The sequence below is a fragment of the Flavobacterium sp. IB48 genome, assembly GCF_016405855.1.
Classification (GTDB): domain Bacteria; phylum Bacteroidota; class Bacteroidia; order Flavobacteriales; family Flavobacteriaceae; genus Flavobacterium; species Flavobacterium ginsengisoli.
On sequence record NZ_JAEFCA010000002.1, the window covers coordinates 221,855 to 238,962 of the forward strand.

17 protein-coding genes are annotated in these 17,108 nt (G+C 32.4%); 5 read left to right on the forward strand and 12 right to left on the reverse strand.

Features of this window, described 5'->3' with window-relative positions:
* Window positions 1-66 precede the first annotated feature (66 nt).
* The 3 genes from JC605_RS08145 to JC605_RS08155 form a co-directional block, all read right to left on the reverse strand.
* The gene (locus tag JC605_RS08145) at window positions 67-687 is read right to left on the reverse strand and encodes an L-threonylcarbamoyladenylate synthase (RefSeq protein ID WP_198855727.1); all 621 of its coding nucleotides are present in this window, start codon (window positions 685-687) and stop codon (window positions 67-69) included.
* A gap of 79 nt (window positions 688-766) precedes the next feature.
* Window positions 767-3,103, reverse strand: a complete 2,337-nt coding sequence (locus JC605_RS08150) for an ATP-dependent helicase (RefSeq protein WP_198855728.1) — start codon at window positions 3,101-3,103, stop codon at window positions 767-769.
* Window positions 3,104-3,277: 174 nt separating this feature from the next.
* Entirely contained in the window at window positions 3,278-4,045 is a 768-nt protein-coding gene (locus tag JC605_RS08155; RefSeq protein ID WP_198855729.1) for a TSUP family transporter, read from the reverse strand.
* A gap of 122 nt (window positions 4,046-4,167) precedes the next feature.
* Between JC605_RS08155 and JC605_RS08160 the strand changes: the two genes are divergently transcribed.
* Window positions 4,168-4,692, forward strand: a complete 525-nt coding sequence (locus tag JC605_RS08160) for a hypothetical protein (protein ID WP_198855730.1) — start codon at window positions 4,168-4,170, stop codon at window positions 4,690-4,692.
* Window positions 4,693-4,696: 4 nt separating this feature from the next.
* Here JC605_RS08160 and JC605_RS08165 read toward each other — a convergent pair whose 3' ends face one another.
* The 4 genes from JC605_RS08165 to JC605_RS08180 form a co-directional block, all read right to left on the reverse strand.
* The gene (locus JC605_RS08165; protein WP_198855731.1) at window positions 4,697-5,131 is read right to left on the reverse strand and encodes a hypothetical protein; all 435 of its coding nucleotides are present in this window, start codon (window positions 5,129-5,131) and stop codon (window positions 4,697-4,699) included.
* Between the two features lie 10 nt (window positions 5,132-5,141).
* On the reverse strand, window positions 5,142-6,047 hold the full coding sequence (locus JC605_RS08170; protein ID WP_198855732.1) for a patatin family protein: 906 nt from the start codon (window positions 6,045-6,047) through the stop codon (window positions 5,142-5,144).
* Between the two features lie 130 nt (window positions 6,048-6,177).
* A complete protein-coding gene (locus JC605_RS08175) occupies window positions 6,178-8,238 on the reverse strand; it encodes a M1 family metallopeptidase (RefSeq protein ID WP_198855733.1) in 2,061 nt (686 codons plus the stop codon).
* 8 nt (window positions 8,239-8,246) lie between these two features.
* On the reverse strand, window positions 8,247-8,816 hold the full coding sequence (locus JC605_RS08180; protein ID WP_198855734.1) for a transposase: 570 nt from the start codon (window positions 8,814-8,816) through the stop codon (window positions 8,247-8,249).
* 129 nt (window positions 8,817-8,945) lie between these two features.
* On the opposite strand from JC605_RS08180, the gene JC605_RS08185 reads away from it, so the two are divergent.
* The 3 genes from JC605_RS08185 to JC605_RS08195 are packed head-to-tail and all read left to right on the forward strand — an operon-like array spanning window position 8,946 to window position 10,575.
* A complete protein-coding gene (locus JC605_RS08185) occupies window positions 8,946-9,689 on the forward strand; it encodes a diphthine--ammonia ligase (protein WP_198855735.1) in 744 nt (247 codons plus the stop codon).
* Window positions 9,690-10,070 carry a hypothetical protein gene (locus tag JC605_RS08190; RefSeq protein ID WP_198855736.1) on the forward strand — a complete coding sequence of 127 codons (381 nt, stop codon included), beginning with the start codon at window positions 9,690-9,692 and terminating at the stop codon, window positions 10,068-10,070.
* A 1-nt stretch (window position 10,071) separates the two neighbouring features.
* The gene (locus JC605_RS08195) at window positions 10,072-10,575 is read left to right on the forward strand and encodes a hypothetical protein (RefSeq protein ID WP_198855737.1); all 504 of its coding nucleotides are present in this window, start codon (window positions 10,072-10,074) and stop codon (window positions 10,573-10,575) included.
* Between the two features lie 2 nt (window positions 10,576-10,577).
* On the opposite strand, the gene JC605_RS08200 is transcribed toward JC605_RS08195, so the two are convergent.
* The 4 genes from JC605_RS08200 to JC605_RS08215 form a co-directional block, all read right to left on the reverse strand.
* Window positions 10,578-10,979 (reverse strand): DUF4348 domain-containing protein, encoded by a 402-nt coding sequence (locus JC605_RS08200; protein ID WP_198855738.1) that lies wholly within the window; start codon window positions 10,977-10,979, stop codon window positions 10,578-10,580.
* On the reverse strand, window positions 10,979-11,518 hold the full coding sequence (locus JC605_RS08205) for a DUF1697 domain-containing protein (RefSeq protein WP_198855739.1): 540 nt from the start codon (window positions 11,516-11,518) through the stop codon (window positions 10,979-10,981). The genes JC605_RS08200 and JC605_RS08205 overlap by 1 nt, the downstream gene beginning before the upstream one ends.
* A 33-nt stretch (window positions 11,519-11,551) precedes the next feature.
* Entirely contained in the window at window positions 11,552-13,321 is a 1,770-nt protein-coding gene (locus JC605_RS08210; RefSeq protein WP_233074058.1) for a hypothetical protein, read from the reverse strand.
* A 134-nt stretch (window positions 13,322-13,455) separates the two neighbouring features.
* The gene (locus JC605_RS08215; RefSeq protein WP_198855740.1) at window positions 13,456-13,875 is read right to left on the reverse strand and encodes a hypothetical protein; all 420 of its coding nucleotides are present in this window, start codon (window positions 13,873-13,875) and stop codon (window positions 13,456-13,458) included.
* Between the two features lie 256 nt (window positions 13,876-14,131).
* On the opposite strand from JC605_RS08215, the gene recG reads away from it, so the two are divergent.
* A complete protein-coding gene (gene recG / locus JC605_RS08220) occupies window positions 14,132-16,240 on the forward strand; it encodes an ATP-dependent DNA helicase RecG (protein ID WP_198855741.1) in 2,109 nt (702 codons plus the stop codon).
* 261 nt (window positions 16,241-16,501) lie between these two features.
* Here recG and JC605_RS08225 read toward each other — a convergent pair whose 3' ends face one another.
* The gene (locus tag JC605_RS08225; RefSeq protein WP_198855742.1) at window positions 16,502-17,104 is read right to left on the reverse strand and encodes a PAS domain-containing protein; all 603 of its coding nucleotides are present in this window, start codon (window positions 17,102-17,104) and stop codon (window positions 16,502-16,504) included.
* Between the last annotated feature and the right edge of the window lie 4 nt (window positions 17,105-17,108).

Below are 17,108 nucleotides of genomic sequence, written 5' to 3' on the forward strand. Positions count from 1 at the left end.
TAACTAAATTTTAACATAATAAAGTTACTCATAATTTCTATACTTTTATACTTTTAGTGTATTTTTTTACAAAATGCCAATATCTCCCTTACCTTCTCTGACGATAACTGGCTCATGCTCAGAAAGATCTATAATTGTAGACCCTATATTATCTCCATAACCACCATCTATCACCAGATCTACAAGATTTTGCCATTTTTCAAAAATCAATTCTGGATCGGTAGTATATTCTATAACATCGTCTTCATCACGAATAGAAGTTGAAACAACGGGATTTCCTAACTGACGAACAATCTCTAGGATGATATTATTGTCAGGAACACGAATACCCACTGTAGTTTTCTTTTTAAATTCTTTAGGAAGATTATTATTTCCAGGCAAAATAAAAGTATATGGGCCTGGCAAAGCTCTCTTTAATATCTTAAAAGTCGATGTGTCTATCTGTCTCACATAGTCTGACAGATTACTTAAATCGCAACAAATAAATGAAAAGTTTGCCTTTTCTAATTTTACTCCTTTTATTCTAGCGATTTTTTCTAACGCTCTCGAATTGGTAATATCACAACCTAAACCATAAACAGTATCTGTCGGATAAATTACCAAACCACCATTCTGAAGCACTTTTACCACTTTTGCAATAGCAGCTTCACTAGGTTTATCTGGATATATTTTTATAAATTCTGCCATAATTTTTTTAGTTTATTTTGTTTTATTTCCAAAGTTTCAAGTTGCTTGATGTAACGCATGAAGCTTGAAACAATAATTCTTATCCTACTACATCTAATTTAGCAAATCTTAGCAACAATTTCTTGATTCCTCCAACTTCAAATCTAATTTCTGCTTTTCGATCTGCTCCAACACCTTCAAGATTTATTACCTCCCCTCTACCAAAACGTTCGTGCATTACAACATTTCCAACCGTCAATTTACTGTCAAATAAATTGGAGTTTCCACTGCTTGGTGCATTTCCAGAAACAGGTTTTAATTTTCGAATATTTAAATCTGGTTTCGGACTATTGTCTGTAATATGTTTAGGAGGAGTTCCTCCAACTGGTTTTGCTAATCGCAATTTTGATTTATCTACATCGCCAAAAATATCACCATCAATAGGAGATTTATAACGATAGTTTGTTTCTGCTGGCGTTAAATATTCTAAATATTGATCTTCAATTTCTTCAATAAAACGAGAAGGCTCACTATCAGTTAATTTCCCCCAACGATAGCGAGAATTCGCATAAGTCAAGTACGCCTGATGTTCTGCACGAGTCAATGCCACATAAAACAATCGGCGTTCTTCTTCTAGTTCACTTCTTGTGCTCATACTCATAGCACTTGGAAACAAATCTTCTTCCATTCCCACTACAAACACGTGCGGAAACTCTAGTCCTTTTGCCAAGTGAATCGTCATTAAAGCTACACGATCTTCATCGTTGGTATCTTTATCTAAATCTGTCGCCAAAGCTACATCTTCCATAAACTCAGAAAGCGCACCTCTTGCTCCGTCCACTTCTCTCTGTCCTTCGGTAAAATCTTTAATACCGTTTAAAAGTTCTTCGATGTTCTGAATTTTAGCCATTCCCTCTGGAGTAGCATCTTTTTTCAGTTCCTGAACCAAACCAGTTTTCTTTGCAACGTGATCTGTGATATAAAATGCATCCTGATTCTGATCGATAACCTGAAAACTCTGAATCATTGTTACAAAGTCTTTCAACTTATTTTTAGTACCTGCATTCAGTTTTAAATCGATTTTATCGATATTCACCATTACTTCCCAAATCGAACGCTTGTAATGATTGGCTGCAATAGTCAGTTTTTCAATTGTTGTATCTCCAATTCCACGAGCTGGATAATTGATAACGCGAATCAAAGCTTCCTCATCTTTCGGATTCAGAACTAAGCGCAAATAACATAAAACGTCTTTAATCTCCTTACGTTGATAAAAAGATAATCCGCCATAAATTCTATACGGAATATCACGTTTTCTTAAAGCATCTTCCATTGCACGAGATTGCGCATTGGTACGATACAAAATTGCAAAAGCACCATTATGCAATTGATTTTGCATTTTCTGTTCGAAAATTGTGCTCGCAACAAAACGCCCTTCTTCGGCATCAGTCAAACTTCTATGAACTTTAATTTTCGGTCCAAATTCATTTGCGGTCCAAACCACTTTATCCAGTTTGGTTTTATTGTGTTCCATTACAGTATTTGCGGCTTCAACAATATTTCGAGTTGAACGATAATTCTGCTCTAAACGAAACATAACTACACCTTCGTAATCCTTTTGGAAATTCAAAATATTATTAATATTCGCTCCACGGAAAGCATAAATACTCTGAGCATCATCTCCTACTACACAAATATTCTGAAATCTGTCCGATAAAGCTCTAACAATCAAATACTGAGAGTGGTTAGTATCTTGGTACTCATCAACCAATATATAACGGAAACGATCTTGATACTTAGCTAAAACTTCTGGGAATCTAGTAAGTAATTCATTGGTTTTCAACAACAAATCATCAAAATCCATTGCGCCTGCCTTAAAACAGCGATCTACATACTGCTGATAAATTTCACCCAATCTTGGTCTTTTCGCCATTGCATCAGCTTCAACCAACTCTGGATTATTAAAATATGCTTTTACCGTAATCAAGTTATTCTTATATCCAGATATACGTCCTAAAACCTGTTTTGGTTTGTAAACATCACGATCAAGCTGCATTTCTTTGATAATCGAAGAAATTAATCTAGCGGAATCTTGAGAATCATAAATGGTAAAATTGGAAGGATATCCCAAATGATCTGATTCAGCACGAAGAATACGCGCAAAAATCGAGTGAAAAGTTCCCATCCAAAGATTTTTCGCTTCAGATGCGCCCACAATATCCGAAATCCTGTGTTTCATCTCGCGAGCTGCTTTATTAGTAAAAGTTAGCGACAAAATATTGAAAGAATCAATACCTTGAGCCATCAAATACGCAATCCTAATTGTCAAAACACGTGTTTTTCCCGAACCTGCACCAGCAATAATAATCATTGGCCCGTCTTTCTTTAAAACAGGCGCTCTTTGCGCTTCGTTGAGCTGGTCAATATATTTCTGCATGTAATTTTCTCCTTTTATGCAAAATTAAGAATTTAAAAAGAAAGTTCCTAAGATGCTTTTGAAAGGTTCTAAGTAGCTAAGATTCTGAGATACTAAGTTTTTTTTAGATTCTAAGTTTCTAAGTTGCTGAGTTTTTTTATAGGCAAAAGCGAGAAAACTCAGCAACTTAGAATCTCATTTAAAAAACACATCGTAAGCAAATCGGATCAACGTTCCGACAACTACAATTAAAAAGAAAATTCTAATAAAACCGTTTCCTTTATTGATGGCAAGTTTTGCGCCAAGCCATCCACCAAGTCCATTACTTATTGCCATCGGGATTGCAATTGCCCAAATGATTTTTCCTTTAATCATAAACAGGCAAATCGAACCAAAATTCGTTGCCAGATTTACCATTTTAGCATTCGCGGAAGCATGAAGAAAATCGAAACCTAGAAGCGCAATGAAAGCCACTACAAAAAAACTTCCTGTGCCAGGCCCAATAAATCCGTCATAAAATCCAACAATCATACTTATCACAACTGCGTAAAATATTTGTCTTGCAGGAGAATGGTCTTTTTCTTCATGCTGTCCAAAATTTTTCTTAGCATAAGTATATACAAACAACAAGGACAAAACCACTAATAAAAGCGGTTTCATAAAATCATTGCTGACCATAGTTAAAACTGTTGAGCCTAAAAATGCCGACGGAACTGCCAAACACATCATGATAATTAAAACTTTCCACTGAATAACAACTTTTTTTAAATATTGAAAAGCTGCAAAAGCAGTTCCGCTAAAAGCTGGAATTTTCAAAGTGCCAATTACAGTCGAAACAGGAAGATTTGGCAATAAAATTAATCCCATAGGTGTCTGGATTAATCCGCCGCCGCCTACAATTGCATCAATAAATCCTGCAGCAAAAGCGGCCAAACAAAGAAAAAATAGTAGATATAAATCCATTAAAAATACATTTCAGTCATGGTAAAACAAGTTGTAAAAATACATCTTCCTTTTTGTTTATTACTATAAATTTAAAGTTGATTTCTCATCAAAAAGTATATTTTTGCTAAAAAATTAACCCAATGGATTTTACAAGAATTATAGAATTAGCCAGTTATACTTTACCTGCAATTGTTACTGGATTTGTTGCTTACAGTTTTTTTGAACTGCATATTAAAAACAACGATAAAAAACGTGCTTTTTTATTAAACAAACAGGCACACAAAGAGTCGTTGCCAATACGTTTGCAAGCTTACGAACGTATGACTTTATTTTTAGAGCGTATTAACTTGACAAAATTGCTAATCAGAATTTCTCCTATTTCTCAAAACAAACACGATTACGAAAATTACCTAATCGACCAAATCGAACATGAATTTGAACATAATTTAACCCAACAGATTTATATGTCTGAAGAATGCTGGACAATCATTTCAACTGCAAAGAACGCAACAATCCAAATGATTCGTAAAGCAGCAATGAGCGAAAAAGTTGAAGATGCTGATAAGCTTCGTGAAGTAATCTTGAATGATTTATTAGAAAAACAATCTCCAAGCAATGCAGCGTTAGGATTTATTAAAAATGAGGTAGCTGAACTTTGGTACTAAAACTTTAGATAGATTTTAAAATTGTCTGGGTCCAATTTTCATCTGTTTCAGAAATAATTATGGTTTTAAATCCATATTTTTCTCCTTCCATTTTCACACCTTGTGAATCATCTATATGGATATCAATATGAAACATAGGAGGAAATTTAGAACAATTGAAATCTAAATTCTTAATTTTTCTTTGGTGTTTCTGCTGATTTATGATGTAATCAACAGAAACACCATAAATATAAAATGTCCATTTAATTCTTAAAACACTTCTATAAGAAGTGGTATAAATATAAATTTTATGCTTTTCGTTTTTTAATTTTTTGAATAAATCAACGGTACCTAAACGAATACATTCAAGACCAAATAATCGCTGAAATAAAATTGGCTTTTCTAATCTGAATTTATTTTTGGAAATAAGCGTATCATCCAAGTCAAACGAAATTATCATAGAGCATTTTTTACATCTTCCTATTATCACTCATAACTTCAGATTTATTCTGCGCATATTCGTAACCTTGCTCCCACCATTCTTTCATCACTTCTTTATTAAAAATCAGCGCGTTATCTGTTAATTTTATTGGAGTGTAATATAAATTAAGTTTTACATCTTTAGTATTTGCCATAAGTTTTCCTATAGCAATATCGTGTTTTTCGACTTGATCTAAAGCAATTCTGAACAAATCGATCATTAATGAAAACGGATTTTTTCCAATTACTGTTTTAGTAGTATTAACTTCTGTTTCCAATACAATCACATCTATTTCCGTCGCCCCACGGTTAATAGCTTCACGAATTGGAACCAAACTAGAAAATCCACCATCACCATATTCAAAGTTGTTTTTCTCAACCAAACTCATAAACGGAACATAATTACTCGAGATCCAAGACCATTCGCAAAACTCTTCATATGTGCAATCTTTTGCCAATTTGTATTCTGATTCGTTTGTGGTAAAATTGGTTACTGTTACGACAACATCTGTCTTAAGTTTTTTTAGTTTATTAAAATCGGAAAGTGAAAAATTATTCTGAATATATTTCTTTAAACCTTTACTTTCTCCAAAAGTTCGTTTTCCTTTAAAAAATTGGCGTATTACATTAAAGTGATTAATTGTCACAATATCGACTCCGTCTTTGGTTTTTACCACAAACGGACAAATGTTGAAGATACTCGACATCGTAACATTGGTGTATACAGAATGTATTTTTTTGATATGACCGAGAGCTAAGTGCGGAATTAACAAACTTCCTGTAGAAGTTCCTATAAACAAATCGTATTCATGTTTTTTTTCTTCTATTAAATACTGGGCAACACCGCCAGCAAATGCGCCTTTACTGCCACCACCTGAAATAACCAATGCTCTCATAAATTGTAATGTAGGTTTTATTTTTTGGGATATTTTTATTAGAGAATATAGAGAAAAGAAGCAAGAACCAAGATTATTTTTAAAATCCTTTACTTTGAATCTTGCTTCTTCCCTCTCTTTCCACTCTAATTTACTCTTTCAATAAACGATTTAATTGAAATTGTTCATCGGGTGTCAAATTAGGTAAAATTCTATTAAATGAAGCACGCATTTCAGGATTTTTTAACAGAAGTCTTATTGTATCTCTTCCAAATTTAGAAAACTGCCACATGTGATGTGTAGTAGCACTAACTAAATTACTCAAAACCTGATCGTTAATAATTTTAAAAGCAATCAATTTTTCTAAAGCATTTTGTCGTGTTGTAGCTTCATATTTTGTAGATGAAAATGCAATAAGTTCACTTGTCAAAGAATCTATATCACTATTGTAATTTGGTGTTGACAATACCAACGAAAGCCATAAAGTTCTTAAGTTATAATCGTTAAAACCGATCCAATTTTTAGATTTATCCAAATATTCTTTTCTATGATCGGGAAAGTTTCTCCACAGCCAATAAAGTGCTATTTCTTGGGTTTGATACGATTTATCATCCAAAAGCGTTTCGTAGTTTGTTCTAAAATCTTCTGGAATTTTAGTTAGAGATCCTGCTAAATTTTGACGAACATTAATATTATTAGTCTGCAGTGCTAAAAGCAAAAGAGGCTTTTTTTCTTCGTATTTTTCATTTTCTAATTGATCAACAACAGCTTCTTTTACAGATTGATACACATCAGATTCTAAAGTACTTTTTAAGATATCTATTTTATCTTTTAAAGGTGTTTTTTTCAATTTATCGATTTCTAATCGCTTTTGAATTGTTTTGTTTTTACTCAATAATTCATTTGCAGTTGGAGTATCAAAAACAGTTGATTCTAGCCATGTTTTTTGGAATTTATCCAAATCAAAATCAGAAACTTTTTTAATTTCATCGAAAAAATTCTGTGTATTTACCGTTTGATAAGCGTACTTATTCAGATAATTTTTAATTGCTTTTTTAAAGGCTTTATCTCCAATAGATTCATGTAACACAAACAATGCCCAAGCCCCTTTTTCGTAAAATGTAAGCGAACTTGCTTTTGCATTTAAAACTGGAATCGTGTCAGTACGAGACGCAAACTTTATTTGCTGTGCTGTATTGTATAGTTTAGAGTAAAAATAGTCATCTCCATAAATATCTTTTTCTGCAAGCAAAGCAAAATAAGTTGCAAACCCTTCCTGAAGCCAATGATGAGTGCTGCTTTCGGCTGTAATAAGATCTCCAAACCAATGATGTGCCAATTCGTGAGCATCTACATTTGTATAATTTCGATCGCAAAAACCAATTGAATCTACTACATAACGTGTTGCAAAAAGTGTTGAAGTAGTATTTTCCATTCCGGCATATAAAAAGTCTCTAACTGGAATCTGTCTATTAATTTTCCAAGGATATTTTACACCAATTTCTTTTTCAAGGAAATCAAAAATTCGTTTCGAATAGCGATAAGTTGGTTCAAAACGATCGGCATCTTTTGGTTCGTAATAATATTCTAAAGGTATTCTGCTTCTAGATTTAAATTCTCTTTTATCATATTTCCCAATCGCCAGCATCAACAAATACGAACTCATTGGTTTTTCCATTATAAACTGCCAATGATTTAGATTTCCGTTGTTTGTTTTTTCCTTTAAAACTCCATTAGAAACTACCTGATAATCTTTATCATAAGTAATTCCTAAATTAAAAACTAGCTTTTCATTGACATCATCAAAACTCGGAAACCAATTGCTAGTATATCTTCCTTGGCCTTGTGTCCAAATCTGCACTTCATCGTTTTCCATATCAACAAAATACAAGGCTTGTTTTGGTTTTACGCTATAATTAAAAGTTAGATTATTTTCTCCTTTTTTAAAAGGGAAAACCAATTTTAACTGTTTAGTGGTATTGATAAAAATGATTTCTTTTTCATTGATTTTCACATTCGAAAATTCCATGTTTTTAGCGTCAAGCGAAATAGTATCACAATCCTTTAAAACCTCAAATTGAAAATCGACAGCACCTGAAATTGTTTTTTCTTTTGAATTTAAAGACAATTGTCCTGAAACCGATTTAAAATCGACGAATTGAGTTTGTTGCGCAAAAAGAAAAGTGGTAAATAATAAAAAAATGTATTTCATTGAAAATTTTATTTTAAAGAATCTGTTTCCCAAGATATCGGATTATGTTTTATGTAATCATAAATCTTTTCGAACGTTTTGTAATTTCTGACAATATGATCGTGGTAGTTCGCCTGCCAAATCGATTCGACTCCATTTATCTGTTTAGTTGTGATTGATTTAAAAGTAGCAACAAATGATGAAATAGAATTGGATTTTCTAGAAAATTTAGACTCAGGTTGGTTTTGTAGAGACGCACTGCAGTGCGTCTCACGTCCGTATGTCGACAAAGATTTTTCCGTAATATTATTTTCTGTTGTGGATATGCTGGGCGTAGACGCACTGCAGCGCATCTCTACGATATGCAGGGTGTCTTGAATTTCGATTAGCAAATGAATATGATTTGGCATAATAACCCAGTTATGAAAAAACCAATTTTCACGAATCTTAATCGATTTTAAAAGCTCTTTTTCAATAATTTTTCCACTTTCATTTAAAATCATTTTTTCTTCTTCAATACTCCCAAAAATAGATATCCTATTTTTAGTCACAATAGTAATAAAATAAACAGCTTCACTAGAATAATCCCAGTTTTGCAATCTATTTGAATTAATTTTAAATTTATCTCTAAATAACATCTTAATTGGCATGTAAAATTCCAAAGTTACAAAGGTTTCCTTTACAAATAGAACGAATTTTGTAAGTTTACCATATAAAACTGCCAAATTGTGTCTACACCTCAAAAAGCCTTATTTAACTGGAGCAGCGGAAAGGATTCTGCTCTTGCTTTATATAAAATACTTCAAAATAAAGATTTTAAAATTGAATGTTTATTGACAAGCGTTAACAAGCAATATCAGCGTATTTCGATGCACGGAATTCGTCTTGAATTATTGCAGAACCAAGCCGAAAGCATTGGAATTCCGTTAAAAATTCTTGAAGTTCCAGAAATGCCAACGATGGAAGTTTACGAACAAGTTATGACCAAAACTTTGACTGAGTTAAAACAAAACGGAATACGTTATTCTATTTTTGGAGATATTTTTTTGGAAGATTTGCGTGAGTATCGTGAAAATCAATTGGCTAAAATTGGACTTAAAGGAGTTTTTCCAATTTGGAAAATTCCAACTCAAGACTTAATTCAGGAATTTATTTCGCTAAGCTTCAAAACCATTGTGGTTTGTGTCAACGAAAAATATCTAGACAAAAGTTTTGTCGGAAGAGTTATCGATCAAGATTTTATAAATGATTTGCCTGAAAATGTAGATGTTTGCGGAGAAAACGGTGAATTTCATACCTTTACTTTCGACGGTCCTATATTTTCAAAACCAATTGATTTTGAAATTGGTGAAATTGTGTATCGAAAATATGAAAAACCAGAAAAGAAAGATTCGTCTAACAAAACCTGCGATACCAATGATGAAACCGCTTTTGATTTTGGATTTTGGTATTGTGATTTAATCAAAAAATAAATGAAGTTCTTGTATAATCTCATCTTTTTAATTCTAGTTTCTTTCTTTTTGCAAAGCTGTTTAGTTAGCAGATGCAAAAGGCCCCAAATTAGTGGCTATATTTACGATTCAGAAACTAAACAGCCTATCGAAAATTGTAAAGTTGGCGAGACTTCAAGTCAATCAAACGGTTATTTTTTATTAGCTGAAAAGCGTTATCGTCAATTTACACTTTTTGGTTTCGAAGCACCAACTTTGGCAGTGAATGAAGCGATTAAAAAAGAAGGTTACGAATCTCAAAATATTCAATTTATGCAGCCTTTTGGCGGTGGCATGAAAAAAGGAGCTTTTTATAGCGCAGACACCATTTACATCAAGAAAAACATTTTAAAAACAAACTAACATGGCTTTTAAAGAAAATGATGAAGTAAAAAAAGTAGTATTCTTTTTGAAAGAAATTGGTATTGAAATTATTGAAAAAAAGCTTGGAGAAACCTTTTTACCTGGTTTAGATTTAGGACCTAATTGTATTTATATCGATTATGAAAAATTGCTATATCCAGGAGATATTTTACATGAAGCGGGTCATCTTGCGGTAACAATTCCTACGGAAAGAAAACTGGTTGGGTCAGATCAAATCTCTAAAGACTGGCCAACTCAAGGTGACGAAATTGCAGCTATTTTATGGTCATACGCTGCATTGCATCATTTACAATTTCCTGCTGAATTTGTATTCCATCCACACGGGTATAAAGGGAGTTCTGAATGGTTTATCACAAATTTTACTTCGGGAAATTATATCGGATTGCCGCTTTTAGAATGGATGGAATTATGTCTTGGAAATGAAAAAGCTGAAAAAGAACAAAAAATGCCTTTTCCAGCTATGCAAAAATGGATTCGAGATTAACATTAAGTCGATTGGTCGACAAAAGTTTTCAGGAACCATTTATTATCTTTCAATTCAAAAACATAGTCAATATAAATTCCGCTATCTAGCCCGCGCTCTTCAAGAGTAGCTTTGCTTTTCTTTACTGATAATGTACGTTTTAAATATTTCTCATCAGCCTTATTATTGAGATGAAGAACTTTATATTTCTCTTTTGTCATTGTGTAATCTAACAATTCAAAATCTTCATTGTTTGCCTTGTATTTTAAAGGAAAAATAACTCTGCTGATTTGAAACTTTTGATCTTCATTGAATTTTTTAAAGAAGACATTAAAATCTTCTGCAACCGTTTTTGTATCCTGAGCGTAAATTGTAGAATTTAAACTCATTGCAAAAACAAACATTATAAAAAAATACTTTTTCATTATTCTTCATACATTTTAAGCAAATTTGTAACCGTATTCCAGTTTCGAATTGTTGCTGTTACATTTAATTTTTTCTCGATGTATTTTTGATCAAAACGTGTTTTTCCTGCACCAACGGCATATTTAATAAAAATCCTATTTTCATCAATACTTGCTTCGTCTGGTTTAAACTGACTGATTTTCAAATCGTTTATACTTTCCTTTTTTAATGCCATTGAGACAAAAGCAACATAAAGTTTTTTTGTATCAAGATCTTTCTCTTTTAAAAATGCATTATTAGCAAAACAAGATTGCAGATTTTCTTTAGTGATCATTACAACAGGAACTTCGTGTCCAAAAACCTTAAAGATTTCCTGTTTGATCATAAAACCAACCTTTGAAGCTTCTTCTTCGCTGTCTACAAAGACATTACCAGATTGCAGATACGTTCGAACATTTAAAAAACCAAGATTCTCCAGCATTGCTTTCAAAGCTTCCATTTTCATCATATTATGTCCAGAAACATTAATGCCTCGTAAAAGCGCTAAATGTGTTTTCATTTCTTTCTAATTTTTATTCAAAGATAAAAAACACTATTCATCTTCTTCACTGATTTCAATGCCAAACTTTACTAAAAAGTCGTTAAACTTTTGTTTATACTTTCTTTGTGCCTCTTCTACAATTTCATCTGCATCTTCGTTAGATTCTATTGCTTCTAGATTAAATTGATTTTTAACCCAATCTTTAAATTCTTCTTTGTTTTCGCTTTCTTCATAATATTCCTCATCTTGATAGAAATACGCTTTATCAAAGTCAACAGAAATTTCAGTGTCAAGAGTCAGAAGCTGAATCAATTTCTTAGTATTTTCTGCCACAATATGAACTCCGCCTTCGTCTCCAAAAACTACAATTGGACAATTATTCAAATCTTCATCAATAAGCCAATATGCATACGAACTTCCTGAACCGTTTGCGCCCGCAAATTCGATAAAACTATTATAAAATTCTTCTTCCTCAGACCAAGTTTTTATTCCTGTTTTATCATTAGTAATAGTAAGCCCAAAACATTCAGAATACGTTTCTACTCCATATTCTTGTTCAAATTCATAGAGTTTTACTAAATCTTCGGGCAATTTATAATGACCAAATTGAACTGCAAATTCTTCTAATGAAAAACTGTTGTCATAGTCTGCATATTCTCTTTCATCTTCGTCGTCATCTTCATCTTCGACTTCCGGAGTTGTTAATATTTCAAAAGTTTTCATGACAGCATTTTTTACGCAGAAAAATTCAATTCCTTGCGCATTTTCATCATTCATCCATTGGTATTTTGGATCTCCATTTTCATCAAGATATTCCAGAATAATCATAATTTCTTCATCATCATGGCACCATAAAGCACGCATTCTGATATTAAAACCATTCGAAATTTCTTCAGAAATCTGACTGTATTTTTTCCCTTCATAATCAAAAGGAACAAACAAATAAGTTGTTCCCGAAATATGTCTAACGATTTTTCCGTTTTCCTTTAATTCCTCATTATCAGATAAAACATCAATCATATTAATAAACTGATTACGAAAATCAGCATACATATATTTTTCTTTTTTATCGTAATCTAAGATTGAAAGTCCTTCTTTAAAAACATCTAAATAATTGTTTCCTAATATTTCGGTGCCATAACTTGAAAACTCAAGAAAAGCATCGTCTACAATATCTGACAGTTTATGAGTTGAAGGCAGATAATTCTCAACAGTAATAATAGATCCGTCCGTGTCTTGAACATTACTGCAAATCAAAATATCGGGCCTTCCCGCACTTATAATTGCTTGAACATCTGTAAAACGTTCAAAATGAAGTAACATATCATCAGTATAAATTAACCACGCAATAAGATCTCCTTTTACAAAAAGCTCTCCATGATTATACTCTCCAACAAGTGTATCACACTGCAAACCGCCGCCTAAATAATGAACACTGCCAAACAAATTAATATTGACTGTAGTTGTTTTTCCTAAAACAATTAAAGCAGGAGAATTGTCTGTATCATAAGAACTAATCAATTTTGAAACCATTAGATTTCCTTTAAAAATAAATCCTAAGATGAAAATATGAGAATGTTCTTCCGTGCTAAAATCCATTTCAAATAAATCCATTTCTACATCGTCTTCTGCTAATAGAAATATAGGATTTTCTTCATAATCAGGAAAACGCCAAGTGTCTTCAAAAACATTATAAATTTTCTGATTTTTGAAATCGATTAAATCTCCAATAATATTGTGCGCTTCGTGTCGGTTAATTACTTTGAATGTAATACCAGAAAACACCATAGTTTCAAAAGGAACTTTTTCTTCTTTAATCATAATTTGGGCTTATAATTTAAATGTTTGAACAAATCTAGCAATTATCTTTTTTTATTAAAATTTTACTGACGATAAAAAAATAAAAACTCCGTTAAAAACGGAGCTTTAAAATTGAATTAGTAAGCATTTAAAAATTATTTCTTATCATATACCAATAATGGTCCGTCACATATGCTCCAAGCACTATACAAACTTCCAATATCGTTAATAATATATAGATTCTCCTTTAACGCAGTACAAGAACCAATTATATCACTTTGAGCACTATAACTTAACTCAAACTTTGTTTGATCTGTCGTTTTCATTACAGAATAAGTTCCTGAAATGGTTGTAGTTTTTCCATCTCTTTTTCTTGTTTTAGAAAATGTGTTATTAGAATTAAAAATATAAGATTCCTCCCATTCTAAAATATCTATAGAATTTGCCGCAGGATTATTACTGCCCATTCTTATTAAAGTCCATTTACCAATATAACTTTCAGATGATTTGTCGTCGCTGTCAGAACAGGAAATAAGAGAAATGAGCATTACAATTAAAAGTCCAATTTTTTTCATATTTATAGTTTTTGATTGTTAACTATTAATAAGAGTTTACTTGCTTAAAATAGTTGCGTCTTTATTTTACAGCTTAACGATAACTTAATATTCAAAGACTTGAAAGCAACAATTCATTTTCAAAATTCCCAATTAAAATCTATCTTCGCTTTTCTAAATAAAAAGAGTCAAAAAGAAAGAAATATTGAATATACTTTCTCTTTTTCCTTTCTTCTTGACTCTTTTATTCTTGGCTCTATAAAATCTAAATTTTCGAATGTCTAATAATCTTCTAGAAACTCCAATAGAATACTTAAAAGGTGTTGGTCCTAGTCGTGGCCAGTTACTTCGTAAGGAATTGGGTATTCATAAATATGGAGATTTAGTCAATCTTTTTCCAAATCGATATATTGACAGAACGCGTTATTACAAGATTAACGAATTGCAAAATACAGGTTCTGAAGTTCAGATTATTGGAAAAATCATTCATATTAAAACTGTTGAATTTGCCAAAAACAAAAAACGTCTAGTAGCGACTTTCGTTGATGATACTGGGCAAATTGACTTAAACTGGTTTCAAGGCCATAAGTGGATTCGCGAAAGCTTAAAGCTAAATGAAACTTTGGTGATTTTTGGAAAATGTTCACTGTACGGAAGCCAATTTAGCATGGCGCATCCTGAAATTGAATTGTTAAGCGAACACGAAAGAAGCTTACGCTCAGCGATGCAACCCGTTTATCCTTCAACAGAAGCTTTGGCTAATAAAGGCATTTCAAATCGCACCATTAATAAAATGATGGAGCAACTTTTCTTAGAAACTCAGGCGCTTTTTACCGAAACCTTTCCTCCTTTTTTAATCGAAGAATTAAAACTGATTCCAAAACGTGCGGCATTATTTAATATTCATTTTCCGAAAAGCGCTGAAATTTTAGCGAAAGCACAGTTCAGATTGAAATTTGAAGAATTGTTTTTTATTCAGTTGCAATTAATTACTAAAAATCTTATTCGAAAACATAAAATAAAAGGACATCCATTTGACAAAGTGGGCGAACTTTTTAATGAATTTTATAAAAATCATTTGCCTTTTGATTTGACTAATGCTCAAAAAAGAGTGATTAAGGAAATCAGAACCGATATGGGAAGCAACGCTCAAATGAACCGTTTGCTTCAAGGAGATGTTGGCTCAGGAAAAACTATTGTTGCTTTTATGAGCATGCTTTTGGCAATTGACAATGGTTTTCAGGCTTGTCTAATGGCTCCTACAGAAATCTTGGCCAATCAGCATTTTCTTGGATTATCTGAATTTGCTAAAACATTAAATATCAATATCCGAATATTAACGGGTTCTACCAAAACTTCTGAAAGAAAAATTATTCATGAAGAACTGGAAAACGGAGAACTTAAAATTTTGATCGGAACTCATGCCTTATTAGAAGATAAAGTAAAATTTCAAAATTTAGGCCTTTCTGTAATTGATGAACAGCATCGTTTTGGTGTAGAGCAAAGATCTAAACTGTGGAAGAAAAATGATATTCCGCCACACGTTTTAGTCATGACTGCCACTCCTATACCGAGAACTTTGGCAATGAGCTTATATGGCGATTTGGATATTTCTGTTATTGATGAATTGCCTCCGGGAAGAAAACCAATTCAGACCGTGCATCGTTTTGACAGCAATAGATTGAAAGTCTGGAAATTTCTTCGAGATGAAATTGCAAAAGGAAGACAGATTTATATCGTTTATCCGCTAATTCAGGAATCAGAAAAAATGGATTATAAGGATTTAATGGATGGTTACGAGAGTATTTCTCGCGATTTTCCACTTCCTCAATATTCAATTTCCATTCTTCACGGAAAAATGAAACCAGCTGATAAAGATTCTGAAATGAAGCGCTTTTCAGAAGGAAAAACTAATATTATGGTAGCTACAACGGTTATCGAAGTTGGCGTAAACGTACCAAACGCTAGTGTAATGATTATTGAAAGTGCCGAAAGATTTGGGCTTTCGCAATTGCACCAGCTGCGCGGACGTGTTGGTCGTGGCGCTGAACAAAGTTATTGCATTTTGATGACGGGACATAAATTAAGCTCTGATAGCAAAACCAGAATGGAAACAATGGTTCAGACCAATGATGGTTTCGAAATAGCCGAAGTAGATTTAAAACTTCGCGGTCCAGGCGACATGATGGGAACTCAGCAAAGCGGTGTTTTAAATCTTCAAATTGCAGATATTGTAAAGGATCGAGAAATTCTTTCTTTGGCTAGAAATTATGCCATGAAAATCTTAAAAGAAGATTCTGCACTTCAGAAACCTGAAAATGCTATTCTAAGAGCAATTTTCATTGAAATGACCAAGAAGAAGAATATCTGGAATTATATTAGCTAGATACTAAGATTCTAAGTTTCTAAGATACTAAGACGCTAAGGTTCTAAAGTCCTTAAAAGAAAGGTTCAAAGGTTAATTAATTAACCTTTGAACCTTTCTACTTTTAATCTAAAAAACTTAGCATCTTAGCATCTTAGAACCTTAGCATCTTAAAAAAAAATACTTCATTGAGCCTCATATTCATGTGATTTAGTTTTGCTGGGGGAACAAATTTAAGGGTGAATATTTTTTATCAGACACAATGAAGTATATAAGCTGTTGTTACTTTTTTGCGTCATTTTTCTTCTCAAAAAGACCACTAAATAAGCCTTTGCTAACTTTATTTTTATCATCCTTGCCTGTTGCAATCAAATGATCGATGTATTCCATGTAGGTTTTCTTTCTTTCTTCTAGAAAACCTACAAGATATTCTTCAGAAGCATGCAAACCACTTGTTTCTTCAATCTGCAAAAGCTTTTTGTACAAAGGCTCAATAAATTTCACGATAATATCATTTGGAACCGATTTTCTAGTTCCAAAGAAACCTACAATTTCACCATCTGTGTCCGCAACAATTTTAAAATCAGTTACTACCCAATAATAACGTCCAGTTTTTGCCATGTTTTTTATGATAACATGAATATTTTCACTGGATTTAATACTGTCCCATAAGAATTTAAAAATCACTTTTGGCATGTCTGGATGTCGGACAATATTGTGAGGCTGACCGACAAGTTCAAATTCATCATAACCAGAAACATCTATAAAGTCTTCATTGGCATATAAAATGGTTCCTTTTTTGTCAGTTTTACTAAGCAGCACTTTATTCTTATTCCAATCAACTTCTCTATCAGAAGGTGTCGGACGGTTTAATCTGGTATCCATAAAT